This window comes from Corallococcus sp. 4LFB (assembly GCF_046520365.1).
In the GTDB taxonomy this organism is placed as follows: domain Bacteria; phylum Myxococcota; class Myxococcia; order Myxococcales; family Myxococcaceae; genus Corallococcus; species Corallococcus caeni.
Genome location: NZ_JBKGHJ010000535.1, coordinates 1 through 5254 on the forward strand (window position 1 = coordinate 1; position 5254 = coordinate 5254).

General features: G+C 71.7%; 7 protein-coding genes and 1 pseudogene. 2 read left to right on the plus strand and 6 right to left on the minus strand.

Annotated features, from left to right (window positions below; genetic code table 11):
• Positions 1-210, minus strand: a pseudogene (locus ACLEQD_RS36170) (hypothetical protein); the annotation flags it as partial.
• Between the two features lie 3 nt (positions 211-213).
• Entirely contained in the window at positions 214-789 is a 576-nt protein-coding gene (locus tag ACLEQD_RS36175; protein WP_410390433.1) for an RNA polymerase sigma factor, read from the minus strand.
• 104 nt (positions 790-893) lie between these two features.
• Between ACLEQD_RS36175 and ACLEQD_RS36180 the strand changes: the two genes are divergently transcribed.
• Positions 894-1148: a hypothetical protein gene (locus ACLEQD_RS36180; RefSeq protein WP_410390434.1), complete on the plus strand. Its 255-nt coding sequence runs from the start codon at positions 894-896 to the stop codon at positions 1146-1148.
• 16 nt (positions 1149-1164) lie between these two features.
• On the opposite strand, the gene ACLEQD_RS36185 is transcribed toward ACLEQD_RS36180, so the two are convergent.
• Both ACLEQD_RS36185 and ACLEQD_RS36190 read right to left on the minus strand, forming a co-directional pair.
• Positions 1165-1590: an OsmC family protein gene (locus tag ACLEQD_RS36185; RefSeq protein WP_410390435.1), complete on the minus strand. Its 426-nt coding sequence runs from the start codon at positions 1588-1590 to the stop codon at positions 1165-1167.
• 175 nt (positions 1591-1765) lie between these two features.
• Positions 1766-2326 (minus strand): class I SAM-dependent methyltransferase, encoded by a 561-nt coding sequence (locus ACLEQD_RS36190; RefSeq protein WP_410390437.1) that lies wholly within the window; start codon positions 2324-2326, stop codon positions 1766-1768.
• A 228-nt stretch (positions 2327-2554) separates the two neighbouring features.
• Here ACLEQD_RS36190 and ACLEQD_RS36195 point away from each other — a divergent pair, with 228 nt between their 5' ends.
• Entirely contained in the window at positions 2555-2890 is a 336-nt protein-coding gene (locus tag ACLEQD_RS36195; RefSeq protein WP_410390439.1) for a hypothetical protein, read from the plus strand.
• A gap of 34 nt (positions 2891-2924) precedes the next feature.
• On the opposite strand, the gene ACLEQD_RS36200 is transcribed toward ACLEQD_RS36195, so the two are convergent.
• Together ACLEQD_RS36200 and ACLEQD_RS36205 are read right to left on the minus strand one after the other, a co-directional pair.
• Positions 2925-4094, minus strand: coding sequence for a zinc-dependent alcohol dehydrogenase (locus ACLEQD_RS36200; protein ID WP_410390440.1), 1170 nt, complete (start codon positions 4092-4094; stop codon positions 2925-2927).
• A gap of 18 nt (positions 4095-4112) precedes the next feature.
• On the minus strand, positions 4113-4868 hold the full coding sequence (locus ACLEQD_RS36205; RefSeq protein ID WP_410390441.1) for an SRPBCC family protein: 756 nt from the start codon (positions 4866-4868) through the stop codon (positions 4113-4115).
• Between the last annotated feature and the right edge of the window lie 386 nt (positions 4869-5254).

A 5254-nucleotide genomic window follows, 5' to 3' on the forward strand; every position in this document is an offset into this window, starting at 1 on the left:
CACGACGGGGGCGCCCTCCTCGGCGGCCTTCCGGGCCGGGGCGAGCGCGAGGAGCAGGGCGTCCGCCCGCCCGTCCAGCGCATCCGCGTGCGTGGCGAGGAACGTCTCACAGACCTCGCAGGGCGAGGCCAGGTGCTCGCGGAACCAGGCCACGGCCTGGGGGTCGCGCGCGGCGAGGTCCGACATCGCGGTGGCATCCAGGTGTCTCATGGCTCAATCCCACCGTCCGGCGAGCACCCGCTGGAGGAGCTCGCGCTTGATGCGCCCACGAAACCGCTCCAGCCGCATGGTGACCGTGCTCTTGCCCACGCCGAGCTGATCGGCGATCTCCCGCGCGGAGAGCTGACCCTCGATGTAGAAGAGCTGCACGGTCTTCTTCTCCTCGCCTTCGGGCAGCTCCGCGATGAGCTGCCGCACCACTTCGATGTCCCGCTCCACCTGGAGCGTGGGCGGCAGGGCCGGCACCGTCTCCGGTGTCGGGTCCACCCACTCCTCCTCCATCCGCTGGAGCAGGTTGCGGCGCTCCAGCCGCGTGCGCGCCCGGTTGCGCGCGATGGTCAACAACCAGGGGGTGAAGGCCCCCGGCGACTTCAGCTGATGCAACCCCCGGAACGCACGCACGTAGGACTCCTGGAGGACGTCCTCCGCCTCGTCGGGATCCAATGTGCCGAAGCCCGCGATCAGGCGGGCCACCAGGGGACGGGTGCGACGGTACAGCTCGCTGAAGGCGGACGACTCCCCCTGCGTCGCGCGCCGAACCGCGTCCGTGACGTCGTCCGTCTCAGCCACCTGCGAAGAAGACCTCCTGGGCACGAATCGGCCACGGGCCTGGATTCTTCCACCAGGACTCGCGGCTAGAGTGAGACCTTTCTCATCCGGTGAGAGGAGGGCGCATGCGGCGGGACCTGGTGGCGCTGGCCTCGGTGGGATGGCTCCTGGCGGCGGCCTGCGGCCCCGCGGACGCCCCTTCGCCGGACACCCCCCCGGAGGAGGTCGGCCCGGGGGAGGCGCCGGCTGGCGAGGACCCCGGCTCGGCGGAGCCTGCGCTCACGCCGTGCCTGTCCCAGTGCTACGCGACCTGCGTGGGCAACACGCCCGAGGTCGTCGCGTGCCGGCAGGACTGCCGGCACGCGTGCGCCGGCGGCTGAGGCCGGCCCATGTCCGTCAGGCGGAGAGCTTCGCCTTGAGCGTGATGTTCACGCCCGCGAGCGCCTTGGAGACGGGGCAGCCCTTCTTGGTCTCCTCGGCGATCTGCTGGAAGCGGGCGTCGTCGGCGCCGGGGACGGTGGCCTCGGTGCTCAGCGCGATGGTGGTGATGGCGAAGCCCTCGCCCTGCTTGTCCAGCTGCACGTCCGCGTGCGTCTGGATGCGCGTGGGCTTCAGGCCCGCCTTCTCCAGCCCCAGCGACAGGGCCATGGAGAAGCACCCGGAGAGCGCCGCGCCGATGAGCTCCTCCGGGTTGCTGCCCTGCTGACCCTCGAAGCGGGTGCCGAGCGAGAAGGGCACCTCCGCGGCGTGGCCCGGCTTCATGGAGCCCTTGCCGTCCTTCAGCCCGCCGTCCCACTGCGCACTGCCCTTGCTGATACCCATGGCGTTCGTCTCCTCGTGCCTCGCGCGGCGACCTGCCGCGTTCGCGCGGCGCAAGGGTAGGGCGCGCGCCGCATCGCGGCGGCCCCGTCGCCGGTGCCGGGCCGGGTTCTGCCGTGGACTGGACGCTCCCGGGCGCGAAGGCCTGGGTTCTGGACGGTTGGGCCCTCCGGAGCCGTCACGGATGGGCGGTGGGGCGCAGGAAGAGCAGGTAGTGGTCCGGCAGGCCGTTGTACTCGGAGACGACGGAGTAGCCCGCGGTGCGGGCCGCGGCGACGAGCGGGGGACGCATGGCCCGCAGGTGCGTCACCGCGATGCGGCCCTGGGGCGTGAGCGCGGCCCGCAGCCGGGTGAGGTAGTCCACCCGGTCGGTGAGGAAGTGGTCGACCTCCGAGAGGAGGATGAGGTCATACGCTCCCGCCTCGAGCCCCGGAGCGTCCGGTTCCACCTTCCGCACCTCGATGTTCTCACGGCCGATGACCCGCGCGCGGAGCCGCTTGAGGGCTTCGTCGTTGATGTCGGTGGCGACCACCCGTCCCGTGGGGCCCACTGCCTCCGCGAGCCGCTGCGTGAAGTAGCCCTGCCCCGCCCCGACGTCGGCGATGCGCTGCCCCGGAGCGACTCCCAGCGCGGCGATGAACCGGGCCGGCTGACGGGAGCGGTCATATGCCGCATCAGCGCCTTCGACGCCTCCCGTGCCATGCAGGTCCACGGGGTCCTCCGGCGCCGTCGCCTGCACGGGAGCGGAAGGTGCTTCCCGCGGGCTTTCGGAGCGGCAAGCGCCGGCCGTCGTGACCATGGCGAGACACAGGCACCACCGCGCATGAATGAGAGTCATTGAGATCACCGGGGCAGGAAAGAAACAGCGGGGCGCGAAGACAGTCGTCAGGGTTGCGCAGGATATCTCTTTCTGCCGGAGTGCGGGGCTTGAGAGGCATTTGCGCCTCCGGCACCTGGAGCATCCCGCATGCGAAGCATGATCCGCGCCCTGGTCTTGACGACCTTCTCCGTGGGCCTCCTTTCCGCCTGTGGCTCGGCGTCGGAGGTGGACGAGGCGCCGTCCGCCGGTGAGGCCGCGCAGGTGGAGCAGGGCATCGGCTCCACGCCCAGCTGTGCCGTTGGCAGCTACCTGGCGGAGAAGATCGTCTGGAAGACGACCTGCTCCGCGTGTAGCGAGGTGGGCGGCGACGGCAGCTGGAACAACGGCGACTACGGCCGGGGCGGTTCGCTCTACCAGACGTGCTGCGGCGACAACGGCTGCGGAGCGTGGAAGCTCATCCGCCCGGTCTGCACCCGCTGCTAGGCATTGCCGCTGGCGTGTGGCTGGCGCCCGCCGCTCAGGACGTGAACACGGCCCGCACGCAGCCGTCCTGCTTCTTCTTGAACAGCTCGTAGCCCTTCGGCGCGTCCTCCAGCGAGAAGCGGTGCGTGGCGAGGAACGAGGGATCCAGCTCGCCCTTCGCCACGTGCTCCAGCAGGCGGGGCAGGTACTTCTGCCCGTGCTGCTGCGCGGTGCGGAGCGTGAGGCCCTTGTTCATGATGGCGCCCAGGGGGAACGAGTCCATCAGGCCGTACACGCCCAGCACGGACAGCGTGCCGCCCTTGCGGCAGGCGAGGATGGCCTCGCGCAGGGCCTGCCCCCGGTCCGAGTGCAGGTGCAGCGCCTGCTTGGCCCGGTCATACGCGTAGCCCGGCCCGGTGCCATGGGCCTCCATGCCCACCGCGTCGATGCACGCATCCGGCCCGCGGCCTCCGGTCATCTCCCGCAGCACGTCCACCACGCTCTCCACCTGGCTGTAGTCCAGGGCCTCCGCGCCCACGAACCGCTCCGCCATGGCCAGGCGCTCCGGGAAGCGGTCCACGGCGATGACGCGCTCGGCGCCCAGGAGGTACGCGCTGCGCATGGCCATCAGTCCCACGCCGCCCGCGCCCCACACGGCGATGGTGGCGCCCGGCTGGATGCCGCAGAAGTCCGCGCCCATGTAGCCCGTGGGGGCCGCGTCGGAGAGGAAGAGGACCTGTTCGTCGCGCAGGCCCTCCGGCACGAGGAAGCAGTCGTGGTCCGCGTGGGGCACCCGGACGAACCGGGCATGCGCGCCCGCGTAGCCGCCGAAGGCGTGCGTGTAGCCGTAGATGCCGGCCGTGGGGTAGCCGAACGCCACCTGCTGGTACTCGGGCTTCGGGTTGGTGTTGTCACACAGCGACCAGAGCTGGTGGTCGCAGTACCAGCAGCTGCCGCAGACGATGAACGAGGGCACCACCACCCGGTCCCCCTTCTTCACCCGCTTCACGTCGCGCCCCACCTCCACGACCTCGCCCATGAACTCATGGCCGATGATGTCGCCCGCCTTCATCGTCGGGAGGTAGCCGTCGATGAAGTGCAGGTCGGAGCCGCACGTCGTCGACATCGTGACGCGGAGGATGGCGTCGTGCGGGTTGACGATCTCCGGGTCCGGGACCGTCTCCACGCGCAGGTCGTTCACTCCATTCCAGCAAAGGGCTCGCATGGCTTCGTGCTCCTGGGGTCAGTCCGCGCTCACGCGAGCGGAGGGGTTGTGGTCCAGCGTGGGAATCTCTCCGGTCTCCGCCAGGCTCTTGAACCGGCGCAGCGCCTTCATCACCCCCATGGCGGGGATGGCGCGCAGCCGCTTCGCCAGCGCCTCGCCCAGCGCGCCGCCCGGAGGAGCGAAGGCGAGGTGCAGCGTCACCTCCGTGCCCCAGTCCGCGGGCGCGGGCTTGAAGCGCACCTGGCCCTGGACCTTCACGGGGCTGTCCTCCGTGGACTCCCAGCGGTGGAGCTCCGGCGGACGGTCCTCCACGACGCGCGAGTCCCAGCTCAGCTCGCGCCCCATGGGGCCGTGGACCTGCCAGTGGCGGCCGTCGCCGCCCCGCGTGGGCGTGACCTCCGCGAAGTGCATCATCAGGAGGCTCAGCGTGGAGGGCTCACTCCACAGCGCGTACAGCTCCTCCGCCGGACGGCCCACGGTGAGCGTGCGCTCCACCTCCACGCGCGGCTCGCGTCGCGCCTCCGCGCGGCGTGCCGTCCTGGCCCCCGGGGACGGGGCACGCTTGCGGGAGTGCAGGCCCTGGTAGAGCAGCGCGCCGCTGGCCAGGGCCATCACCGTGCCCCCGAGCGAGCGGCGTCTCAGTCCCAGGGACATCAGCGTTCCGGCGACCACCGCCGTCGCGGCCTGGCTCCACCGCCCCGGGAGGACGTCTTCCTGGGAAGCATCCTCCCGGGGAGGGACCTCCCGCAGGGCCAGCGTTCGTGAACTCGCCATGGTTCCTCCCGGCCCGACGCTCAGGAGGGCTGTCGTTGCGTCAGGCACTCCTCGCGAAGGTTTGGGCCCGGCGGCTCCGGAACAACCGTGCCCGGGGCAGGGCCGTGGGAGCCGCCGGTCCGGCGTTCCTCCGCGAAGGGGCGGAGCGGCCGGCGTGTGGATGTGCTCGGGACGGACGCCCAGGCCCACCAGGCGCGCGGGGATGCGGCGCAGCACGGGGACGCGCCGCATCGAGCCGGAGGGTCAGGGGCAGCCGGCCGTCGCCGGGCGCGTGCTTGCGCAGCACGGGGGCCACCACGCGGTTCTGGATGAGCACTGCGCTCGCTGGTGAGGCGCGTGGGAGCTCGCGGCGCTGCTGACGCGGCGCAGTCCGGGCGTGACGTACG

Coding starts and splice junctions, on each gene's coding strand:
- ACLEQD_RS36195 (WP_410390439.1), top strand. CDS start 2,555: ATGCGAAGCATGATCCGCGCCCTGGTCTTGACGACCTTCTCCGTGGGC.
- ACLEQD_RS36205 (WP_410390441.1), bottom strand. CDS start 4,868: ATGGCGAGTTCACGAACGCTGGCCCTGCGGGAGGTCCCTCCCCGGGAG.
- ACLEQD_RS36200 (WP_410390440.1), bottom strand. CDS start 4,094: ATGCGAGCCCTTTGCTGGAATGGAGTGAACGACCTGCGCGTGGAGACG.
- ACLEQD_RS36180 (WP_410390434.1), top strand. CDS start 894: ATGCGGCGGGACCTGGTGGCGCTGGCCTCGGTGGGATGGCTCCTGGCG.
- ACLEQD_RS36185 (WP_410390435.1), bottom strand. CDS start 1,590: ATGGGTATCAGCAAGGGCAGTGCGCAGTGGGACGGCGGGCTGAAGGAC.